The organism is Enterococcus sp. DIV0174, assembly GCF_050529065.1.
GTDB lineage: Bacteria > Bacillota > Bacilli > Lactobacillales > Enterococcaceae > Enterococcus_B > Enterococcus_B thailandicus.
On record NZ_CP172881.1, the window covers coordinates 2360995 to 2382092 of the forward strand.

Below are 21098 nucleotides of genomic sequence, written 5' to 3' on the forward strand. Positions count from 1 at the left end.
CGCCTCCTTCATCTATAGTAACGGTTCTGGTTTATTCTCCAAGCCTAAAAAATCGACTTCATTCCAAACTTTTAGTTGGTAAGGTAATAAGTTATTTGGCTCTTCTGTCTCTAGTATAGTCAAACTGCTATTAAATAAGCCACCCATTTCACGTAATTGGCTTAGTTCTTTTCCTGTCATCCATTGAATTGCAGCCGTCAACGATGCACCATGTCCCACGAACAAAATGGGACCATCATGTTGCGCCACTGCATCTGCTACAACCGTTTCAATTCGCGTAATCGCAGCCGTAATTGGCTCACCATTAAACGGTGTTGGATCATATTTATCTAAATGATTACGCAAATTAGGTAGATTTTCCGGGAATCTTTCATACATTTCTTCGATTTTTTGACCTTCCAGCAAACCTAGTCCTAGCTCACGAAGTTTATCCGTAAAAATAATTTCAACTGGGTGTGCCAGCATTTGATTGATTCCTTCAGCTGTATCACGTGCTCTCTTCGCCGTGCTTGCGTAAATGACTTCAAAAGGAACGTTTTTCACTTTTTCCCCTAGCGCTTTGATTTCTTCATAACTTTGTGGGAGTAAAGGTGAATCTCCATTACTTCCTTGGAAACGACGTTCTTGGTTCCACTCTGTTTTACCATGTCGGGTAAAATATAAATCCATTTTTCCTCACACCTCACTCATTTATCTAGCATTCTTTTTACTATTTTTTATCAAAGATTAGTCTAGTTTATCATGTTCATAGTGGTGTGTTAATTCTAACGCAGGAAATCCTTGTTGGCGCAATGCTTCATATACGATAATCGCTGCCGTGTTCGATAAATTTAGTGAGCGTACATGTTCATCATTCATTGGGATGCGTAAACATTTTTCTTCATTATTACGCATAAATTCTTCAGGCAATCCTGTCGTTTCTTTGCCGAATAAAAAGAAATGTTCTTCACCATCTGCAAAGTTTTCATCACTATAGATTTTATTGGCAAATTTTGAGATTAAATGTAATTTTCGATCCCCCAAAAAATCTAAAAATGCTTCAAGATTTGGATAATACTTGATATTAACGTCATTCCAGTAGTCCAACCCCGCACGTTTTAAATGTTTATCATCTGTCGAAAATCCTAAAGGCTCGATCAAATGTAAAGGTGTGTTCGTTGCAGCACATGTTCGTGCGATATTTCCAGTGTTCGCTGGAATCAAAGGTTCAAATAAAACGATATGATTCATCTGTTGCTCATCCTCTCATGGTAATGTTCATTTTTTATAATAAATACGATTGAATTTTGGCATAAAAAAAAACGTATCAACTCGGTGTTAGTCACTGCGAGTCGTTACGTTAGTGAAGCTCTTCTCACTATCTTTTATCAGAACAGGAACCTGATAAAAACCAATGAAAAAACAACTTGTTGCTACTATATCACCATTAAATTATTTTTGCAACCACTTGTTAATAAAAACTCAATATAAACGGTTTTTCTTAGTGCCTTTTAATAATTCAACATCGATTGTAATTTTTTCCAGCGGATGCTTGTACAAATTCTCTTTTATTTCTGGCGCAACTTGCCATTCCAAAGGTGACATCGCCAAGAGATCTTGTCGATTTTTTTCGGGGATTTCAAATTCATACGTGACACGCTGACGTTCAATCAAGTCTAATGATTCAGTAAACTTTGTGACAACTCGCTCATTTGAATAATTTTGTTTTTCTGGTTGATCCGGATAAAAAGCTTGTCGTAATTCTTTCAAATAGTTCTCTTGAGGTACAATTTTTAAAACCGTGCCATCATCTGTTAACACACGTTGAAATTCTTGATAGTGTGACGGCGAAAAAATATTTAAAATCGTTGAAAACTGTTGTGATGCAAACGGCAGGTTCGTCAAATCTGCCACACACCAGAATGCAGGGATTTCTTGTTCCGTTGCAGCATACACGCCTTCTTTAGAAATATCAAACCCAACTGCTGTATTTATTTTTTGCAATTCATTGATTTCATTTAAAAAACTACCTTCTCCGCAACCAACATCTAAAACACTCGCTCCTTCTGGTAGGTTTTTTGCAAGCAATTCGATTACCGGTTGGTACATTCCTGAACGAATCATTCGGCGTCTAGGAGCAAACATTTCTTGGTCATAGTCCGTTTTCACTGCATGTGATAAAAAATAAAGTGTTCCTTTTTTGGATAAATCAAAACGATGGCTGTTTTGACAAATTAAACCTTGTTCTGTTGCAACAATTGATTCCTGACAAACAGGACAACAAAACAATTGCTGATGTTTCAGTAAAAACTGGCGTCCACGGTCAATTTTTTTTAGCATATATTTCCCTCATTTCATTTTTATCTTACCTGTTGGCGAAAACTTTAGCAACCGGAAAAAATGTGTTACAATGCCCAAGAAGAAGAGCAAAGGAGTGCTGTTTATGATTAAAGAATTTTGTGCCGAAAATTACACCTCGATCCCTTTAGCGATTTCCCGCGGCGCGAACCGGATTGAGTTATGCGACAATCTTGCTGTGGGAGGAACCACACCAAGTACTGGCGTAATTGAAGAAGCTTTAAGTTACGCTGGTGAAAAAGAAGTCCCCGTGATGACGATTATTCGTCCGCGTGGAGGCGACTTTGTTTACAATGATATTGAATTAAAGATTATGCACACTGATTTGATTGAAGCAAAGAAATTAGGAACAGATGGTGTTGTTATTGGCTGCCTGACTCCTTCCGGTTGGCTGGATGAAGAGGCTTTAGAGTTGTTGATCGAAACAGCAGAAGGTCTACAGATTACTTTCCACATGGCATTTGACAGTATCCCCGAAGAGCGTCAATTTGCAGCGATTGATTGGCTAGTTGAACACGGCGTTGAACGAATTTTAACCCATGGTGGCACAGCTGGTACACCAATTGAAGATAACTTTGCACATTTGAAAAAATTAATTGCTTATGCAAATAATCGTTTGATTATTTTACCTGGTGGTGGTGTATCTGATAAAAATGCAGAACAAGTTGCAAAAGAATTAGGTGTCACTGAAGTACATGGAACAAAAATTATTCCACTGGATTAACCACAAAAAGGGAGTGTGGCCTGATTAGGTCACACTCCCTTTTGATTATATAAATAATTGCTCGCTAATTTGTTGAAGCTGAACGCTTTGAGCCACAGCCTCATCCACGGTGTTCTCAAAACAGCTTCTTCGGCATAAGCCAATCTTTCATAAAAATATGAGAAGCTATTTTTAGAAAGAATGTCTTATTGCTTGAAGCTGAGCATTTTGAGCCACAACCTTACATAAAATACCCCATAAACAAAGAAGCAATATTAAAATAAATCAACACACTTGTCAAATCACTTAAAGTGGTAATAAAAGGCCCACTCGCAACTGCCGGATCAAATCCCAAACGATCCATCAACATTGGAATCAAACTTCCCGCTAGGTTAGCAACTGTAATCGCAAATAACATTGCCATACCAATAACAAAACCTAAAATAAAATTATTCTTCCAAAAACCAACAATCAAGAAAATAGTTAGACCTGTCACAGCTCCAGTAACTAAACCTGTGAAAACTTCCGCTAGAATCAATCGTGTAAAACTATTTTCTTTTTCATCCGAGATAGCCAATCGTCGCACGGCAACCGCCAATGATTGCGTACCCGCATTCCCAGCTGTCCCCGTAATTAGTGAAATAAACACCGCTAAAATACTCGCTTCACTCACAAGGTCTTCGTAATGACTAATCAATGATGCTGTTGACATTCCTAAAAACAATAGCGTAATCAGCCACGGTAGTCGCCTGGATGCAGCCTTGATTGGATTTTCATTGACTTCTTCTACATTGACCCCAGCCAAACCAGAGTAGTCACTTGCTGCTTCATCATCAATAACGTCAATGATATCATCAACCGTTACGATTCCTAACAAATGATCATCATAGTCAGTAACTGGTAATGCTAGAAAGTCATAGTCCCGAAATGTTTGCGCCACGTCTTCTTGGTCATCACCCACATGCACTGAAATAATTCGTTCACTCATTAAGTCAGCGATCATTGTATCGTCATCGTTGACAATCAAATCGCGCAAAGAAATAACACCAACTAGTTTTCCTTCTTGATTGACCACATAAATGTAGTAAATCGTTTCAGCCACATCTGCCTCATTTTTCAATACATACATCGCTGAACGAACGGTTTGATTTGCAACGATTGAAACAAATTCCGTTGTCATGATAGCGCCGGCTGTTTCATCTTCATAGTGTAACAATTCTTTGATTTCACTGGCATCTTCAGTGGACATCAAACTTAAGTATTTAGCTATTTGTTTTTTATCTAACGTATTTAACAAATCGACCGCATTATCGGTATACATTTCTGCCAACATATCCGCGGCATAGCTTGGTCGCATCTCTGCCAAATATTCCTTCATATGTTCATTATCTTCTTCAATCACGTCGAACATATCGGCTAATTCTTTTGGCGAAAGATACGTATAGATCAATTGACGATCATCTTCAGGGAGTGACTGGTAGAACTGCCCCTGCTCATAAATATGCATCTCCAAGAAATCATTTCTAAATTCTTGAATATTATTTGTCTTCAAATCCTGAGCCAACTGGGCAAATCTTTCCTCTAATTCTTGATTTTCGTCCAAACCAATCTCACCTCACCTTAATCTTTAAAACGTTTGATCACTGCCGCCATATCTTCTGCTAGTGGCTGCTTAAATTCTAATAATTCTTGAGTAAAAGGATGATAAAAGCGTAAATCATAACAATGGAGCGCCTGTCTTTGGATACCCAAATCCATGCGTCCCTCATACATATCATCGCCTAACAAAGGACAACCTATTGCAGCAAAATGAACCCTAATTTGATGCGTACGCCCTGTATGAAGTTGAATATCAACTAACGCTGCATCTGAAAAAGCTTGATCAAGCCAATACTCTGTTTCCGCAGCTCGACCTTCTGGGGAAATCGTTCGTTTCAGTAACGAAGTATAGTCCCTCGCAATTGGCAATTCAATGCGCCCATGCGTTTGTAATTCATTCATTTTTCCGCTAACTAATGCTTGATATTTCTTCGTAAATTTCTTTTCTCGAAGTTGCGTATCCAACTTGGCATGAGCAAAACCATGTTTGGCAAATAGCATCAATCCAGATGTATCTCGATCCAATCTGGTTACTACGTGGATCACTTGGTTTTCATACGCTTGTTTTTTGTAATACGCTTTGACCCGATTCGCCATCGTACCATTAGGATGGTATTGTGCCGGAATCGAAGAAACACCCGCTGGTTTATTGACTACCAAAACATGTTCATCTTCAAAAACAATGTCGATTGGTGTCTCATCTAAAAGAACCGTTTCATGCTCTCCTTCAGCAGGAATCACAATGGTTACCTTATCATTGTCTGTCAGAGAAAACAAGACATTTTCAACTTGGTCATTGACTTTGATTTCGCCGCCTTGGAATTTTATTTTTGCTAATAAACCTTTAGAAATCCCTTGTTCTTTCAAGAAATATTTTACTTGTTGCGGATGCTCCTTTTGATAAACCCATGTAAACTGCATACTATCCCTCACCAATAAAGGCATCCTTCACGCGATGCCAAAAATGCATATGTCTATAAGAAGCAAAATGGATGCGTTCTTTCGCAATTCGGTAATAAATTGAATGAATGTGTCCCTTTGCCACGTCCAATTGATCAACTGTCACCAAATAATCTTCTGTATTTTCTAACTTGATTTCAACCCACTCATCTTGCCCAATTACAATGGGGGAACCTAACGTCCGAAAAACACGATTATTCAAAGAGGCAATTTCTGTTAATTGAAAGGCATTAATACTAGGATGGATAACTGCTCCACCAATACTTTTATTGTACGCAGTAGAACCAGTCGGCGTTGAAACCGCCAATCCATCACCACGAAAACTTTCAAACAATTCATCTTTGATATACACATCAGCAACCATCGTCCGGTTCGCACGTTTGATTGTTGATTCATTCAATGCAAAAAAATGTTTATCTGGTTGATCATTTGTGTAACTAATTCGCACATCGAGTAACGGATAACTAACACTTTGTTCGCGCGTCGTCAATAAACTATCGACTAACTCTTCTAGTTCGTAATCGCGCCAGTCTGTATAAAAACCAAGATGCCCAGTATGCACACCTAAAAAGCGAACTTCATTCAACCGATGATTAAACCGATGAAAAGCCGAAAGTAACGTTCCATCCCCTCCAACCGAAATCACCAATTCTGGATTTTTTTCATTGATTTTGATACCAGCTTGCGTTAAAAGAGCAACCAACCGTTCGGTAACTTCTAATGTTTTTGCTTCATTATTATGAACAATGGCTACTTTCATTCGTTGCCTCCTTGCTTCTCATCTTCTTTATCCAGCAATGTTCGATAATAAACATCATCTGATTTTCCTCGACCATGAGAAAATAGGCGCTGTGCCTCTTGAATTTCTTCACGAATATTAGACATTTCTTCGTCTAATTGATAGGCAGCTTCTGCGGCACGTTGCAATCGTTCACTCATTTCTTCTGGAAAGACGCCTTGGTATTTATAATTTAGCGAATGTTCAATTGTTGCCCAAAAATTCATCGCTAATGTTCGAATTTGGATTTCAGCTAATATTTTCTTTTCGCCGCTAATCAACTGAACAGGATATTCGATTACTAAATGATAGGAACGATACCCACTCGCTTTTTTATTCGTAATGTAGTCTCTTTCTTGAATTACCTTCATGTCTTTACGCTTACGAATCACTTCCACAACTTGGTGGATATCTTCGACAAACTGGCACATAATACGTAACCCAGCAATATCGGACATTTCTTCTTCTAACCGTCCCATTGGAATATGTCGTAACTGAGATTTTGTTACAATGCTATCGACTGGTTTCACACGACCAGTTACAAATTCAATTGGCACATGTTGATTTTGTTCACGGAATTGTTTACGAATCCCACGTAACTTAACTTTCAATTCTGATACAGTTTGTTCATATGGTGCTAAAAATGTTTCCCAATCTCGTTCCATAACTCATACCTCTACTTTGCACTGACATTCATTGCCTATTTTACCATACAACCAAGAGTTTCCGTAATCGTTCACCCTTTCATTGACCAGAAAAGAAAATTTAGGCAAAATAAAGAAAAAGGGGCGAATAACATGGCAGAAAATTTAGAGATTGAATTCAAAACAATGCTTTCTCAATCAGAATATCAACAATTGATTACCCATTATCAATTGACAGCAACCGATTTTAAAACGCAAACAAACAGTTACTTTGACACACCTGATTTTCAATTAAAAGCAAAAAATTGTGGACTACGCATCCGAAGATATGAGGACTTGGCAGAATACACATTAAAAACGCCAACAACATCTGGACTTTTAGAAACAACTGATACACTAACCAAAGCTTGTGCTGACGACATCCTCCAATCAAATGTGCTACCAATCACAGGTCACGTCTTTGAAAAGTTAATTGATCTTGGCATTCACTCCTCTCAACTCATCAAAACTGGAGAGTTAACGACTAAACGTGCAGAGTTTCACATAAAGGAAGGCCTCTTAGCTATCGATCAAAGTTGGGCACAGAATTTACATGACTATGAATTAGAGCTCGAAGTACAGGACACGACTACTACAAGCGCTGATTTTTTGCAGTTTCTAAGTTCTTTCAACCTTCCTTATCGTCCGGCGAAAAATAAAATCCATCGAATGATTGAGGCAAAAAATTAGATTTCTTTCATTTTCACAAGGCGCATGAGTTCATTTTTTGCGCCTTTTCTGTTAAGTTATAGTCTGTGGATGAAAGTATTCACTAATTATATAGAATCTATTTTTGGGGGAGATTCATATGATCGAAATTTATCTTTTCGTGAACCCTTTGGGGAAATACTGTTTTAATATGGAACGGCAGCTGTTACAGTTCATCGAAGAAGAATATGGGACGACAAATCTAAAAAACAAAAAAGTTCAATTTCGTTTTTTACCTTTAGTTAACTTGCAGACAATCGGGGATGTCATGCAAACACGAGGCATTGATCGTCAAGATTTAGAAGAACGTAACAATTTATTTTCAACAATCTACTCTGCATCACTTGATTGTAAAGCTGCACAGTTTCAAGGAAAGAAAAAAGGACGTCAATTTTTGATTAAATTGCAAGAAGCTGTAGGCTGTAAAGATATTCCTTATTCACAAGCTTTATCTGAGGAACTTTTTACGTCTATTGGTGGAGATTTAGCAATGTTCAAAGAAGACCGTCAATCTGAATTTGTAAAAGAAGCTTTTTTCTCTGATCAGAAAATCGCTCGAGAGATGGGGATTACCAAACATCCTTCCGCGGTTGTTTATAACTACGCATATGATTGTGATTTCGGCGTTTTAGTCGAAGGGACAAATACTGCTCACCGTATTCAAGAACTTTGTAAAGTAACTGATGAATCCTATCAAATTTTTACTGGTCAACAATTACATACAACTGGTTCAAAATTTACAACTGGCGCAAGCCACTTATCTTTACTTTCAAATTAACTTTGATTCAAAACAAATGAGATCTATTTAACATCCAAGACAGATTGAATATTCTGTTTTGGATGTTTTTTATTTCACTAAAAATAAAGAGCCTCGACAAAAGTCGAGACTCTTTATTCAGCTTTATAAACTCTTTCCTATTTCTGCACACGAAAGATTTGCTTTCTCACTAGAAACATTCTTTGCTCGCTTGATTTTTATAACTCACCAATCAATGCTTCTAATTCATCTAAACGTTTTTCAAACATCGCCATTGCATCTTCAATATAAGCTGCTTGCGTCATATCAACACCTGCTTTTTTCATTACTTCCACTGGATAATCGCTGTTTCCTGCTTTCAAATAAGCTAGGTAGTTACCTAACGCATCTGGTTCTTTCGCCCAGATTTTCTTCGCTAATGCAGACGCTGCAGAAAATCCTGTCGCATATTGGAAAACATAGTAATTATAATAGAAATGTGGAATCCGTGACCATTCATATTTGATTTCTGGATCTTCTTCTACTGCTGGTCCGTAATATTTTGCATTTAATTTTCCATAACTTTCACTTAAATATTCACTTGTTAATGGCACACCTTTTGCGTCTTCAACATACATAAAATGTTCAAATTCAGCAAATTGTGTTTGACGGAAAATTGTTCCTTTGAAACCATCCAAATAATGATTTAACACGTATGCACGCACACGAGGATCTGTTTCTGTTTCCAACAAATACTCAGTCAAAATATTTTCATTTGTTGTCGAAGCAATCTCTGCCAAGAAAATTGAATAATCTCCATAAACATAAGGTTGGTTTGAACGAGTAAAGAAACTATGCACGCTATGACCCATTTCATGAACTAAGGTAAATAATTGATCTAGTGTATCATGCCAATTCAACAAAATGTATGGTTTCGTATCATAGCTTCCTGAAGAATACGCTCCGCTGCGTTTCCCTTTGTTTTCAACCACATCGATCCAACGATCAGCAAATGCTTCTTCAACAACTGCCATGTACTCTTCACCCATTGGCTGTAAAGCTTCTAAGGCTTTTGCTCTTGCATCCTCATAAGAAAACTTGATTGGCGCTTCCCCTAATACCGGAGTATACAAATCATACATGTGTAGTTCTTCAACATTTAATAAACGTTTACGCAATTCCATATAACGATGTAATAATGGCAAATGCTTATTCACTACTTCAACCAATGTATCATATACACTTTCAGGCACATGGTTGTTGCTTAAAGAAGCTTCACGAGCAGAATGATAATGACGTGCTTTCGCTTTAAAATTGTACCCTTTGATGTGTGCACTCAAAGTCGAAGCAAAAGTATTTCTAAATTGTTCATATACTTCATATAGTCCTTTAAATGCCGCTTCACGTACAGAACGGTCTGTACTTTCTAACAACTGACCATAGACCCCATGAGAAAGTTGGATTTTTTCGCCATTTTCTCCTGTGATAGTTGGAAAAACTAAATCAGCATTATTCAATACGGAAAATGTACTACTTGATGCACCAAAAATTTCTCCAGCACCAGCTAAAAGTGCTTCTTGATCAGCCGATAAGACGTGCGCACGATTATCTACCATTTGCTGAACAAAATGGCGATAGATTTCTAATTTTGGCTCTTCTTCAAAGTAACTCCAAATCGTTTCATCTGATAATTGGAGAACTTCTGGTTCCAACCAAGAAACTGATTCACCCACTTTTGCCATTAAGCTACCCGCACGTGAATGCAAAGCTTGATATGTCGTGTTTGCAGTATCTTGATCATTCTTCAAATGAGCGTAAACGTACAACACTTCAATTTTACGATAAACATCTAAAACAAACTCAAGCGCATTCAAAAATGCGGTTGCGCCGTTAGCTAGCGTTCCCTTATACTTTTCTGCCTGTGTCAGTTCCTCAGATAGTTCTTGATATTTTTCGTCAAATTCTTGATCATTTGCAAAAATTTTCGTCAAGTCCCAAGTTAAATTTTCAGATAGTTCTTCGCGATTCGGTAATTGGGTTGTTTCACTCATGAAATCGACTCCTTTTTCTTAATCTTTCTTCATCTTATCACAAATTTTCTCAGACAAAAGCTTCTTGCTTAAATTCGTCTAAATATTCTAACAAAAGTTTTTTAACTTTTTAGTTATCCACTTTCTTTTTCCATAGGTCACAACACTCTTCAAAAAATCGCCAACACGTTTGTTCTTTCGAAATCAACGGAAACAACCACTCTGGGGCCACGTCTTCAAGCTTTTCACGCCAGCAAAGATAATGAAGCAGTCGTTTTTCCTGCAACGTTTCCTCAAATAGCACTCGATACACAAGCACGTTTGTCCCAAAGAAAAAGAAAAATGCACTTTGCTGATAGATCCATGAGGAAAGATAGAGAAGATGCTTTCCTCTCATATAACAAAACTCTTGAACTTGCAAAAGAGCATCTTGTTTCCGGCGCAATTGCCGATTAAGTTCCTGATAAATTTCTTTTTTAGCTCGACTAGCAACGATTTGTGTGTCACTAACCAACTGATTGGTCAGAATCTTAGTTAAAGAACAAGTATAAAATGACCACTCCATTACCCGATAACTGATTTCCTGAGCGACAGACAACGTCAACTCATGATAAAGATACAACTTTCCTGTGTGTCTATCCACCGCCCAAAAATGAACATGACGTTGCTCGTCATAGCGGCAAGCACCTTTCACTAATTGTGATAATTTGGGGCCTGCTAACAACTTTTTGTTAATCAAACTACTGCTAAGAATCCACCAAACGGTGAACTGCTTACGCTGATAATTCGTTGTCCGTTCAATAAATCGTGAATAAGCTAATGGTGAACATTGGATCTCAAATGCAAAATTTCCGCTAAGTAAATCTGGTCTTTGGGCTAATTCAGACAAATAAGGTTCTATTTCTACTTGTTCAGCGAATTTTTTTAACCATTGATAGAAGACTTCTTTCAGGAATACATGCTCCTCTGATTCTGCTTCGCTAAAAACTTGACATACACTACTTTTCTTATGTGCAAAATGTGCACGAACTTGCTTTCCTTGTTTTAAAATCACCGGCAACCGACAGCCTGGACAAAAATAAATTTCTTGTTTCACAGCTTGACTAGCAATGAATCTTTTTCCATATTGATTGATTGCACACAACATTGTACTCTCCCTTTTTTGTTTCTCAAAAAAAGTTACGCGATTTTCAATGATTTTTTTTTTGCAAAAAAAAGCCATTGTTGATATGCAATCAACAATGGCTTTTCCAATGACAATATTTAGTTGAAATAAAATCTAGTGCGTTCAATCGCATTTCGTTCCATTAAACATTTTCCATGCTCACTCAACGCGTCTGCAGTTCGATCACTCTTCTTAGAAAATTCAAGAATTCTCGCAATTTGATTTTCTACATCTGCTTGGTTAAGATTTTCGAGCCAAAAATGTACCGATAAATAATACTTTTCGTCAAACAAATATAAATCTGTCCAAGCAGACTCTAATCGCACATCTTGAGCCAACTGAATCATTTGTTCAAAATCATCAAACACAAAAATCGCACGACTCTCATCTGCTTTTACAGGCTCATCTTCCGCATCTTTGGGTTCATCATAATCATCCATCATTTGTTGGCGCAAGAACTCACTAACATCATCTGAGTCAATCGGACCATCATGTGCTTGAATCATTTCTTCATCAGGCAAATTCTTACTAATAAATAATTCTAGCCCATCACCCTTTGGCAAAACTTGGAAAGTCACAGCTTCGCTTCCACGAAATTCTTCTTCGATATCGACTTCTTCTAAAATACTATAGAAGAAATTCTCTATCTCCTTGTGATTACCCAACAAATCTAAAAAAGAAACACCTCGTTCTTCTAAATCTTCATGACCAATCAATACGCGGATGGTATTTTCATTGATATGTTCCATTTCCATTTCGCAACACCTCACTTTGCCGCAACGGTTAATATAGCTTCATTGTAGCGAAAACCAGTTAAATGTAAAGAAAAACCTTACTTTACCAATAGAAAGTTAAAAAATTTTTCTTTATTGAAACAGCTACTGAAACAATCACCCTACGCTATTTTTTATAATTGTGTAATGATTTCTTATCTAATCACAAATAAATAACCATAATCCTTGAACTAAAAATATCAGCCAAATTTTTTATTATAACAAAAAACTTGGAAGACCATCTACAGACAGTCTTCCAAGTTTGATAATCTTTTATAATCCAGCCATTAACTGGGCCTGACGTAACTCTAATTGGCGAACATCGCGTGGTAAGAAACGGCGAATTTCATCTTCATTGAAGCCAACTTGCAAACGTTTGTCGTCAATCATAATTGGACGACGAAGCAATCCAGGGTTTTTTTGAACTAAGTCTAGTAGCTCTGGCAATGGTAGCTCATCTAAATCCATATTCAACTTTTGAAATACCTTTGATCGCGTTGAAATAATTTCTTCTGTACCATCTTCTGTCATTTGTAAAATAGCTTTTAATTCAGCGCTATTCAACGGTTCAGAGAAAATATTACGCTCAACAAATGGGATTTGATGCTCTTGCAGCCACGCACGAGCCTTTCTACAGGATGTACAACTTGGGGAAGTATATAGTGTTAACAACGTGCACCACTCCTTTTCGTGAAAATCATCACATTTTTGTAACAGAAGACTCATTTCATCTTCCATCTGTTTCTATTATACCTAATCGCAAATTAAATAGCTACCTTTTTTTTTATATTTTTTTTCAAAAATGAATGTTATCTAAGGTTTTTTTACAGTTAAAGCAAGGTTTTTCATTTTGATACACATTTAAAAATGAGAAAACTCCAATCATTTTGCAATTTTATTGCAAAATTAAACAGCCTGAAAAACTGTACTATTTTAAAATCACTAAAGCAAAAAGAAATCGGATACATTAGATCAAATATGTTTTTTATTCCTACGAAATCAATTAAGCCTATTCAACAGTCGATAAAAAAAGTTTAACATAACGCCTATTTCATCTGTACTAAATAACAACACTGTTAACATAAAAAACAAGTAATTAAAATTATTCTAAATTAAAAATAAAGATAGTGTTATTTAAAGTTTCCTGCAAAATTTTGCTACTGTATCAAAATTTGATTTCTAAACAATTTCTTTAGATTTAAAAGAAAAATTATCTCTCAAAAAAATCTCAAAAAAGCTTAATTGATTGTTCTGGTCATCTTTTTCTTTTTTTATATCATTTTTGGTGAAAAAAACTGAAATTTAAAAACGTTGCTACAACAACAACTAGAAAATACAGTAATAAAAACCTTTATTATCAACGTTTATCGAGATTTTTTTCTGATACAATGATGAAGGATTTGTGAAAAAACAAATGAAAATCGAAAGGCGTGTAAGATTTGATTAAAGCTGTTGTATTTGATGTTGACGATACAATGTATGACCAACAACAACCATTTAAAAATGCGGTGAATAAAGTGGTTCCGCTGGTTTCAGATGAAGATATGCATCCATTATATATTCGTTTCCGTCATCATAGTGATGAAAACTTCCCAAAAGTGATGGCTGGGGAATGGACATTAGAATATATGCGGGCACATCGGATTAGCCAGTCGCTAAAAGATTTAGACTATCCACATATTACTGAAGAAGATGGTTTGTTTTTCCAAAAAGTATATGAAGACGAACTAAACAATATTTGTCTACATGATGAGGTTCGCAAAACACTCGACTTTCTAAAAGAAAAACACGTACCTATGGGTATTATCACGAACGGTCCAACAGATCACCAATCAAAAAAATTAAGCCAACTACAATTAGCAAATTGGATTCCAACTAAAAATATGATTGTTTCTCAAGCAACTGGCTTTCAAAAACCTGAAAAAGAAATTTTCCAATTAGCAGCCGCAACATTTTCAATGGAACCAGCAGAAACACTCTACGTTGGTGACAACTATGACAATGACGTTCTTGGCGCGCATCGTGCAGATTGGCATTCTCTTTGGTTTAATCATCGTGGAAGAACGATTGATACAACACCTGTTTCGGACATCGAAATTAGTTCATTCGATCAATTACTTGAAACAATGGAATCTGTCTTTGCTTAATCAAGTTAAAAATACTCAGGACAAGTAGTTTGTCCTGAGTATTTTTGTTAGCAAAAAATTAGGCAAATTTTTTCTCAAAAAACGGATTAAATCCGCACTTTTTTTGAGTCCTACTCTTCCAATTCACCCACACTTAAAATCATGCGAATATCGTCTTCCGTTAGCTTCGTCAATTGTTCTTCGTTTCCTTGAATTACTTTTTGGAACAATTCTCGTTTTTCTTTTTGTAAAGAGTTCATTCGTTCTTCAATCGTTCCTTCAGCAATCATTCGCCAAACTTCCACCACGTTTTTCTGACCAATGCGGTGTGCCCGTCCGGCTGCTTGTTCTTCGATTGCGGGATTCCACCACAAATCGTACAAGATAACGGTGTCTGCTCCTGTCAGATTTAGTCCGGTCCCACCAGCTTTCAATGAAATCAAAAAGACATCTCGCTCACCGTCATTGAAAGCATCAACCATTGTTAAACGATCTTGTGGTTTTGTACTTCCACGTAAATAGAAAGTTGTCATTCCTAGCTCTGCCAGCTCTTCTTCCAAGATGCTCAACATCCCAGTAAATTGAGAGAAGAGTAATACACGTCGGTTGTTTTCTTTGGCAGCTACTAACATATCTTTCACTTGTTCTAATTTTCCTGACCCACCTTGATAATCATCAATAAACAAGCGTGGATCACAACAAATTTGGCGTAAGCGTGTTAAGCCAGCTAAAATTCCAATCCGATTTTTCTTAAATGCTTCTGCATCCATTGAAGCTACTTCTTCACGCATTTGGCGCAAATAAGCAAGATAAACCGTTTTTTGTTCTTCTGTTAAAGCAGAATATAAATTCATTTCCGTTTTTTCTGGCAAATCTTGAAGCACCGTTTGCTTATCTCTTCTCAAGACAAACGGACGAATCATTTGTGCAATCTCTTCTGTCGAAAGTTCTCTGAATTTCGTTCGATTTGGAAAGAAACCAGGCATGATTGTCGCAAATAATGACCATAGTTCTTCTAAATTATTTTCAATTGGTGTTCCGCTCAGTGCAAATCGTTGTGGAACTTGTAGTTCTCTCAAGGCTTGCGCCGTTTTCGTACTACTATTTTTTACCATTTGTGCCTCATCTAAAACCAAATATTGAATCGACATTTCTTGATAATCAGCAACGTCTTGTCGCAAACTTGCATAAGAAGTTACGCGAATATCAACGTCATTTTTAAGAAGTGTTTCCCGCTCTTTTTTATTTCCATTTATCACTTGAACACTTAAAGAAGGCGCAAATTTTCTGATTTCTGCTTGCCAATTATAAATCAGACTTGCAGGAGCAACAATCAGTGCAGATAACCCATTCTTTTCTTCTTTTTCTGAAAGTAAAAAAGCGATTGTTTGTAGCGTCTTACCTAACCCCATCTCATCAGCTAAAATTCCACCAAATTGATAATGACCGAGCATTTTTAACCACTGGAACCCTTGTCTTTGATAATCGCGCAATTTCGCATTCAGTCCCTCAGGTAACGCCACTTCATAGTTTTCTGGTTGGATCAGATCTTGTACCATTTTTTTGAAAGAATCGCTAAAGGTTGTTCGACTTCCTGATAATTGGCTTTGAACAATCAGGCCTTGATTTTTAGGTACATGGATTGTTCCTGCTTCCGAACGAATTGATTCTCTTAACTGACGCAAAACCTCACTTGTTTGTTGAAATTCTTCTGAGTCAAAAGATAAAACTTGTCCATTTTCCAACGTGTAGAACGCATCATTGCGCAACAAACTTTGTAGCACATGATCGATCTCTTTTTCCTGGATTCCTGTGACATCAAACCGGATATCTAACCATGAACCTGTTTCAGTCACTTCGATTTGCGGTTGGTGCTTTTGAGCATCTAAATACAATTCACGTAATTTTTTTCCAATTCGTACTTCACCGAACTGGCGAAAAACAGCTAATTCTGTTCTGAAAAATGCGTATAATTCTTCCCCCGCAGGCAACACCCGCTCATAACCTGTTTCATTTTCTTGATAGTGATACATCTTGAATAAGTCAATCACTCGTTGTTCTTGTGCTTGATCTCGTAAAATTTCACGAGATGAGTCTGATTGTACTTCATGCTTCTCATCAGTTGAATAAATGACATCTTCATAAATAAAATCAATTCGCGCTTGAATTTTCCCTTTGGATTTCCGGAAGAAAAACACGAATTCAACAGGAATATCTGCAACTTCCGATTCCACCTCTTCTGTCACTTCCACTTCTGCAATTTGGGTTAACAGAGGCAACAGTTCTTTAAAAAGTGAAGAAAGTTGTTGTTTTTCAAATCTGACTTGAGGTGTTTCAAAACGCTTCATTAGTTGTTGCCAGGTAAGATAGATGGTTTGCTGTTGTTTCGTTAAGGAATAGAACGTTCCTTGCATCATTCCCCATTGATAGTGAGTAAAAAATAAATCAAATGTATTTTCAGCACGTAATAGATACGCATCTTCTTCTTTAACTACTTTAAAATGCAGTGGCTTTTCTTGATCTGAAAATTCAATTCCCTGATACGTTTGTTGATCAATTATCACTTGTAAACGGGTTGTTTGATTCATCTGCTCCAACAAATATTTTGCTTGCTCTACGGGTAACATCAAATATCGCTTATCTAATTTTCCTTTGACTTGTAGACCGCTGACACCCAGTAGTTGTTGTGTTTGTGCCGTTCCAGCGAATAAGCTCAAAATCGTTTGATCTTCTCCTTGAAACGCGCGTTTATTCAATTCAAATTGATATTGTTTATTTACGGTGTAAGCTTCATTTTCGGTATAAGCTTGCAAAAAATCATAAATATTTTTGACAATATAGGTTTTCTTAGGTGCTTTTAAGTAGCCGATTCTCAAAGAAACTGCTAGTAGTGATAATTCTGGATGGTATTGATTTGTTTCAATCGCTTCAACTTGATACTCAACAATTAACGGCTGGATTGCACGCGTTGTTTGTTTCGTTTGTAAACGCGCAAACCCTTTGCTTAAAATCTCACCTTCACTAACTGTTCGAACTGGTTCAAGCATTGGCTGGTCTTTTCTCATCACTCGGGAAACATTTTTCGAACGTAGATATAATTCAACAGCCACCGTATGCTTACAATAATGATGCTCTTCCCAATAAGGACATTGGCAATAATCAACTTCCTTTGCTGTGCCATCTAAATCGACCATGTACAATTCGCTACCTAATACTTCAGCATGCCATACGATATTTTCTTGATCAGGAACAACCGATAACACTCGACCTTCTTGCAAGTATTTGCGTCCGCGTTCAATCACTTTTTCCGGAATACTCCATTTCATCGTTATCAATCTCCCTTTATCCAAGATGATAGCGAACGGTACTTTGTCCACTACCTTTTGCATCAATTCTTATTTGTTGTAACACTCGTTCTTTTAGTTCTCTGACGTGACTGATGATTCCTATCATCCTTCCTTCGCTTTCAATCGTTTCCAAAGCTTCCATTGCCATTTCTAGTGCTTCCTCATCTAATGAGCCAAAACCTTCATCGATAAATAACGCCTCAACAGTAATTCCACCTGACTGTGCCTGGATGACTTCTGCTAATGCTAATGCTAACGAGAGAGCAGCAATGAAACTTTCTCCTCCAGACAAGGTGTGCGCACTTCGCGTCATCCCAGCTTCGTCATCATACACGTTGATTTCCAATCCAGTTTTGCCACGATAGCTCCCAACTGAATCGGCTAACTCAAACTGATACCGATTTTTCGTTAGACGTTGTAAATGAGTATTGGCAACTTGGAGTACTTCTTGTAAGTACACTTGAAGTACATATCTTTCTAAACTGATTTTTTTCACGTTTTCCCCATTGATTGTTTGCGAAAGCTGTTGTAGCTGTGCCAACTCATCCAGTTGCTTTTGACTTGTTTGATAAAGTGCTGCAAATTCCGTCACAATCGCTTGATTATTTTCTTGTTGCTCTTGGATTTTATAAAGTGCCGTTTGCTGTTCTTCAATTACTTGCTTTCCTTGCGCAATCTGTTCAGCTAAATGGGTATCCCCTGGCACTTCAACTGACAAATCCACCGACTCTAGTTGTGCTAGTTTCGCCTTCGTAATCAATTGGTCTTCTTGATATGTTGCGACAATCGTTTTGTACTCCTCATATTCAACTTGTTGCTGAGCAAAAGACACTCCTTCATCTGCTGAATTAAAATACTCTTGTTCGGCTAACAAATCCTGAATTTTTGCTTCTGTTTTCATTTGTTTGACAGCCAATTTTGCTAATTGTTCTGTTACTTGACTAAGTTGCGCTTTCGTTAACTCAATGGATTGATTGAGTTTATCTCCGACTGCTTTTTCTTGAGCTAATTGTTTACTTTGCTCTTCTATCTGTTGAGCCAGCTGCTGGACAACTTCTTCCAGTGTATCAATTTCAACTGTTGCTAATTGTTTCTTCAATGTTTCCATTTGACCAATACTGTGCTGGTGTTTCGCCAATAAATCTGTCTGAATTTTTTGTTGATCTTCAACTGCTTGGCGATTTTTTTCAAGTTTTGCTTGCAGGGCTACTTGCTCAATCTTGGCTTTTGTCAACGTTTGCTCTTCTTGAATTATTTTTTGTTCAATCTTACTGAACAAATCTGATATTTGTTCACTGGTAATCGTTATGTTTGATGCATACTCGGCCAAAGGAAAATCTTGTAATGATTCACTCAATGCTTGTTCACAAGTTGTTACTTTTATCAATGAATCAGCTAACTCTTTTTCTTCTTTTGCCAATTGTTGTTCAAGTTTTGCTACGTACGCTTCATTTTGACCATGACATTGGTTTAACGATTCTGCATAGGCTTCCGCATCTGCTAGCTCTTTTTCTAGCTGTTGCACAACTTGTTGTTCAGGTACTTCATGACTGGTATTTTCTAGAGGATGTTCTACTGAACCGCAGACAGGACAAGGTTCCCCTGGCAAAAGTAATAATTGCAATCGAGCAATCTGCTGTTTCGCCCACTGACTTTTAAGTTGGGCAATCTTCACTTGATGTTTTTTTCGTTTCTCTTGAATTTCTGTGGCTTCACTACTTAACTGAGCTAGTTGTTTCTGGCTCTTTGTTTTTTGTTGGTCAAGTTTTTGTGTCACTTGTTGTGCACTTTCCCATTCTCTTTTTTGTTGCTGCAAGTTTGCGAATGCAAGCTGTTGCTTTGCTAGTTCTTCTTGTGTTGCTAGTAGTTGCGTTATTTCTTGTTGGCGTATATTCAATACCCCTTGTTGCTGTTGAAAGTCCTTTAACTGTTGTGTAGCGACGGCTAGTTCTTCATCGATCAATCGAAGTGATTTGCCTTGTTCGGTGTATTCTTTGACACGAGGAAGCAATGTTTTCTTTTCTTGATAGTCATCATTTAACCGTTCAATTGCTTTTTGCAAGTTTCGCCGTTCTTCGACTTTTTCTTTCCACTGCGTGAGTTCTTCTTGTAACTCGTCCAACAGCTCTTTCTGCTTTAATTCATCTTCAAGAAGCAATTTCCGTTCATTTTCGTATTCTTTGTTATGTGATACAGGATCAAGCAAACGTTGTCCAAACTCATAATAACGAATCCATTGTTTTTTTTCTGTTATTTCGTCTTGCATTTCAAGCAAATTCCCCATTTTTTCGAGTAACGTTTGCTTTTCTGCTCTTTGTTTTTGTACCGATTGGATTTGGTAATACTCTTTTTCTAGCTTTCCTTGAACAACTTGCTCTTTTTTCAACTGTTGTTGAACGAGTTGGATTTTCTCTGCTAACACTTGCTGTTCTTTTGTCCAACACTGCATCACTTCTTCAAAGCTCAGATCAGAAAAATCTCGTTCTTCTAGAGAAACAAAACGTTTTTGTAAAAGCAATAATTCTTGTTCTAAGTAATCAAGCGTTTTTTGTTGTTTCTTGGCTTTTTCTTTTAAAATTTCATTGAACTGTTGGAAAATCTGCGTACCAAATAAATTACGGAGTACTACTTCCTTTTCGCTACTAGATGAAATCAAAAAATTACGAAATTCCCCTTGCGGCAATAGTACGATTTGTGAAAATTGCTTAGCATCTAAGTGCAAGAGTTCTTTAATCAGCTCGTCGACTTCCCCGCGTTTCGTTAATTGACGCACTTCTTTTCCTGATTCGTTAAAAATTGTTAAGGAAACTTTCGCTGATTGCTTACGATTTCCGTCGCCTTTTAACTTAGCCAGCACTTGCTCAGGTTTGCGCGTGACTTCATAAGTTAGCTTCTGATGTTCAAACGAAAAAGTGACACTGGTTTCTTCTGCCGGTGTCGCAAATAATGAACGCATCTCTTTTCCCGAGCGCAGTCGCCCTGAAGTTTCTCCAAACAAAGCATAGGTCATCCCATCAAAGATTGTCGTCTTGCCTGCACCTGTTTTACCGCTAATCAAAAATAGTGGTGCTTCAGTCAAAAGCGAAAAATCAATGGTTTCATCAATAAAGGGACCAAAGTTTTTTAATCGTAATTTTTGTGGTTTCATCACTG

17 protein-coding genes are annotated in these 21098 nt (G+C 37.2%); 4 read left to right on the plus strand and 13 right to left on the minus strand.

The features are described from left to right. Nucleotides 1-12 precede the first annotated feature (12 nt). The 3 genes from IGJ93_RS11280 to IGJ93_RS11290 all read right to left on the minus strand — a co-directional run bounded on the left by IGJ93_RS11280 (nt 13) and on the right by IGJ93_RS11290 (nt 2319). Complete coding sequence (locus tag IGJ93_RS11280) at nt 13-669, minus strand: histidine phosphatase family protein (RefSeq protein WP_075491284.1); 657 nt, start codon at nt 667-669, stop codon at nt 13-15. Nucleotides 670-726: 57 nt separating this feature from the next. Further along, on the minus strand, nt 727-1230 hold the full coding sequence (trmL, locus tag IGJ93_RS11285; RefSeq protein ID WP_270608578.1) for a tRNA (uridine(34)/cytosine(34)/5-carboxymethylaminomethyluridine(34)-2'-O)-methyltransferase TrmL: 504 nt from the start codon (nt 1228-1230) through the stop codon (nt 727-729). Between the two features lie 231 nt (nt 1231-1461). Beyond that, nucleotides 1462-2319 carry a methyltransferase domain-containing protein gene (locus IGJ93_RS11290; RefSeq protein WP_270492982.1) on the minus strand — a complete coding sequence of 286 codons (858 nt, stop codon included), beginning with the start codon at nt 2317-2319 and terminating at the stop codon, nt 1462-1464. Nucleotides 2320-2422: 103 nt separating this feature from the next. On the opposite strand from IGJ93_RS11290, the gene IGJ93_RS11295 reads away from it, so the two are divergent. Continuing rightward, nucleotides 2423-3061, plus strand: coding sequence for a copper homeostasis protein CutC (locus IGJ93_RS11295; protein ID WP_075491286.1), 639 nt, complete (start codon nt 2423-2425; stop codon nt 3059-3061). Nucleotides 3062-3281: 220 nt separating this feature from the next. Here IGJ93_RS11295 and mgtE read toward each other — a convergent pair whose 3' ends face one another. The 4 genes from mgtE to IGJ93_RS11315 are packed head-to-tail and all read right to left on the minus strand — an operon-like array spanning nt 3282 to nt 7042. Beyond that, a complete protein-coding gene (gene mgtE / locus IGJ93_RS11300) occupies nt 3282-4643 on the minus strand; it encodes a magnesium transporter (RefSeq protein WP_071868928.1) in 1362 nt (453 codons plus the stop codon). A 17-nt stretch (nt 4644-4660) separates the two neighbouring features. Next, nucleotides 4661-5560 carry an RluA family pseudouridine synthase gene (locus tag IGJ93_RS11305; protein ID WP_067483005.1) on the minus strand — a complete coding sequence of 300 codons (900 nt, stop codon included), beginning with the start codon at nt 5558-5560 and terminating at the stop codon, nt 4661-4663. Nucleotide 5561: 1 nt separating this feature from the next. Beyond that, nucleotides 5562-6359 (minus strand): NAD kinase, encoded by a 798-nt coding sequence (locus IGJ93_RS11310; protein WP_071868927.1) that lies wholly within the window; start codon nt 6357-6359, stop codon nt 5562-5564. Next, nucleotides 6356-7042 (minus strand): GTP pyrophosphokinase, encoded by a 687-nt coding sequence (locus IGJ93_RS11315; RefSeq protein WP_285701353.1) that lies wholly within the window; start codon nt 7040-7042, stop codon nt 6356-6358. Before IGJ93_RS11315 ends, IGJ93_RS11310 begins: the two co-directional genes overlap by 4 nt. Before the next feature lie 132 nt (nt 7043-7174). Here IGJ93_RS11315 and IGJ93_RS11320 point away from each other — a divergent pair, with 132 nt between their 5' ends. Then, nucleotides 7175-7750 (plus strand): CYTH domain-containing protein, encoded by a 576-nt coding sequence (locus IGJ93_RS11320; RefSeq protein WP_071868926.1) that lies wholly within the window; start codon nt 7175-7177, stop codon nt 7748-7750. A gap of 118 nt (nt 7751-7868) precedes the next feature. Further along, entirely contained in the window at nt 7869-8546 is a 678-nt protein-coding gene (locus IGJ93_RS11325) for a ClpXP adapter SpxH family protein (protein ID WP_218657960.1), read from the plus strand. A gap of 197 nt (nt 8547-8743) precedes the next feature. Here IGJ93_RS11325 and pepF read toward each other — a convergent pair whose 3' ends face one another. The 4 genes from pepF to spxA all read right to left on the minus strand — a co-directional run bounded on the left by pepF (nt 8744) and on the right by spxA (nt 13144). Continuing rightward, nucleotides 8744-10555, minus strand: a complete 1812-nt coding sequence (gene pepF, locus IGJ93_RS11330) for an oligoendopeptidase F (RefSeq protein ID WP_218657961.1) — start codon at nt 10553-10555, stop codon at nt 8744-8746. A gap of 109 nt (nt 10556-10664) precedes the next feature. Next, nucleotides 10665-11681 carry a competence protein CoiA gene (locus IGJ93_RS11335; protein ID WP_179189242.1) on the minus strand — a complete coding sequence of 339 codons (1017 nt, stop codon included), beginning with the start codon at nt 11679-11681 and terminating at the stop codon, nt 10665-10667. A 116-nt stretch (nt 11682-11797) separates the two neighbouring features. Further along, a complete protein-coding gene (locus tag IGJ93_RS11340; RefSeq protein ID WP_071868922.1) occupies nt 11798-12454 on the minus strand; it encodes an adaptor protein MecA in 657 nt (218 codons plus the stop codon). 291 nt (nt 12455-12745) lie between these two features. After that, entirely contained in the window at nt 12746-13144 is a 399-nt protein-coding gene (spxA, locus tag IGJ93_RS11345) for a transcriptional regulator SpxA (RefSeq protein ID WP_067483021.1), read from the minus strand. 767 nt (nt 13145-13911) lie between these two features. Between spxA and IGJ93_RS11350 the strand changes: the two genes are divergently transcribed. Then, the gene (locus IGJ93_RS11350) at nt 13912-14619 is read left to right on the plus strand and encodes an HAD family hydrolase (RefSeq protein ID WP_067483023.1); all 708 of its coding nucleotides are present in this window, start codon (nt 13912-13914) and stop codon (nt 14617-14619) included. Between the two features lie 110 nt (nt 14620-14729). Here the strand turns inward: IGJ93_RS11350 and IGJ93_RS11355 are convergent, their stop codons facing one another. Together IGJ93_RS11355 and IGJ93_RS11360 are read right to left on the minus strand one after the other, a co-directional pair. Next, complete coding sequence (locus IGJ93_RS11355; RefSeq protein ID WP_270345732.1) at nt 14730-17924, minus strand: DEAD/DEAH box helicase; 3195 nt, start codon at nt 17922-17924, stop codon at nt 14730-14732. A gap of 16 nt (nt 17925-17940) precedes the next feature. Beyond that, on the minus strand, nt 17941-21093 hold the full coding sequence (locus IGJ93_RS11360) for an AAA family ATPase (RefSeq protein ID WP_430596947.1): 3153 nt from the start codon (nt 21091-21093) through the stop codon (nt 17941-17943). Between the last annotated feature and the right edge of the window lie 5 nt (nt 21094-21098).

Coding starts and splice junctions, on each gene's coding strand:
- IGJ93_RS11280 (WP_075491284.1), bottom strand. CDS start 669: ATGGATTTATATTTTACCCGACATGGTAAAACAGAGTGGAACCAAGAA.
- IGJ93_RS11360 (WP_430596947.1), bottom strand. CDS start 21,093: ATGAAACCACAAAAATTACGATTAAAAAACTTTGGTCCCTTTATTGAT.
- IGJ93_RS11295 (WP_075491286.1), top strand. CDS start 2,423: ATGATTAAAGAATTTTGTGCCGAAAATTACACCTCGATCCCTTTAGCG.
- IGJ93_RS11290 (WP_270492982.1), bottom strand. CDS start 2,319: ATGCTAAAAAAAATTGACCGTGGACGCCAGTTTTTACTGAAACATCAG.
- IGJ93_RS11320 (WP_071868926.1), top strand. CDS start 7,175: ATGGCAGAAAATTTAGAGATTGAATTCAAAACAATGCTTTCTCAATCA.
- IGJ93_RS11325 (WP_218657960.1), top strand. CDS start 7,869: ATGATCGAAATTTATCTTTTCGTGAACCCTTTGGGGAAATACTGTTTT.
- IGJ93_RS11305 (WP_067483005.1), bottom strand. CDS start 5,560: ATGCAGTTTACATGGGTTTATCAAAAGGAGCATCCGCAACAAGTAAAA.
- pepF (WP_218657961.1), bottom strand. CDS start 10,555: ATGAGTGAAACAACCCAATTACCGAATCGCGAAGAACTATCTGAAAAT.
- IGJ93_RS11355 (WP_270345732.1), bottom strand. CDS start 17,924: ATGAAATGGAGTATTCCGGAAAAAGTGATTGAACGCGGACGCAAATAC.
- IGJ93_RS11315 (WP_285701353.1), bottom strand. CDS start 7,042: ATGGAACGAGATTGGGAAACATTTTTAGCACCATATGAACAAACTGTA.
- IGJ93_RS11310 (WP_071868927.1), bottom strand. CDS start 6,359: ATGAAAGTAGCCATTGTTCATAATAATGAAGCAAAAACATTAGAAGTT.
- trmL (WP_270608578.1), bottom strand. CDS start 1,230: ATGAATCATATCGTTTTATTTGAACCTTTGATTCCAGCGAACACTGGA.
- IGJ93_RS11335 (WP_179189242.1), bottom strand. CDS start 11,681: ATGTTGTGTGCAATCAATCAATATGGAAAAAGATTCATTGCTAGTCAA.
- IGJ93_RS11340 (WP_071868922.1), bottom strand. CDS start 12,454: ATGGAAATGGAACATATCAATGAAAATACCATCCGCGTATTGATTGGT.